Source organism: Agrobacterium sp. Azo12 (assembly GCF_029193765.2).
In the GTDB taxonomy this organism is placed as follows: domain Bacteria; phylum Pseudomonadota; class Alphaproteobacteria; order Rhizobiales; family Rhizobiaceae; genus Agrobacterium.
In genome coordinates, this window is record NZ_JARFYO020000008.1 from 1 (window position 1) to 461 (window position 461).

At 51.4% G+C, this 461-nt stretch carries 1 protein-coding gene and 1 pseudogene; one reads left to right on the forward strand and one right to left on the reverse strand.

Going from position 1 to position 461, the window contains the following annotated elements:
• Positions 1–241 (forward strand): annotated as a pseudogene (locus PYL13_RS26905) (LysR family transcriptional regulator); the annotation flags it as partial.
• A 26-nt stretch (positions 242–267) separates the two neighbouring features.
• Here the strand turns inward: PYL13_RS26905 and PYL13_RS26910 are convergent.
• Positions 268–461, reverse strand: a 194-nt coding sequence (locus PYL13_RS26910) for a hypothetical protein (protein WP_303299160.1), incomplete at its 5' end; no start/stop codon positions are given.

Consider the following 461-nt stretch of genomic DNA (forward strand, 5'->3'; position numbering starts at 1 on the left):
CAATGATTTCGTCAAGGCGATGCGCCGATTGTGCCTTGATGGTTTAGGCTTGGGGCGTGTTGGCGGTTTTCATGTGGAGGAAGATATTGAAGCGGGCAGACTTGTGTCTGTTCTGGACGATTATAACCCAGGCGATGTCGAGGTTATCTGGTGTGTCTATGGTGGTTCGGGACCATTGTCTGGCCGGGTACGCGCCTATTTGGATTTTCTGAGCGAGCATGTTTTGCGGGCGTCGCCTTGATTTTCTTGCGGCGTGTCTACCATTGGTTATTGATCGTTTTGTCGCCGGCGGTTTTTCCAGGCTTTGACTTTCGCATTGGGCAGCTGTTGGCGTGCCTTGGTTGTTGTGTCTTGAGAAGGGTTATTTCGCGCGCGCGTAGGCGCCGCCAATGGTCTGCGGTTTCTTTTAGTTTTGAGATTTTGTTTTTGGGGGAATGTTTTGTTGATTTGGTTGCGGGGGC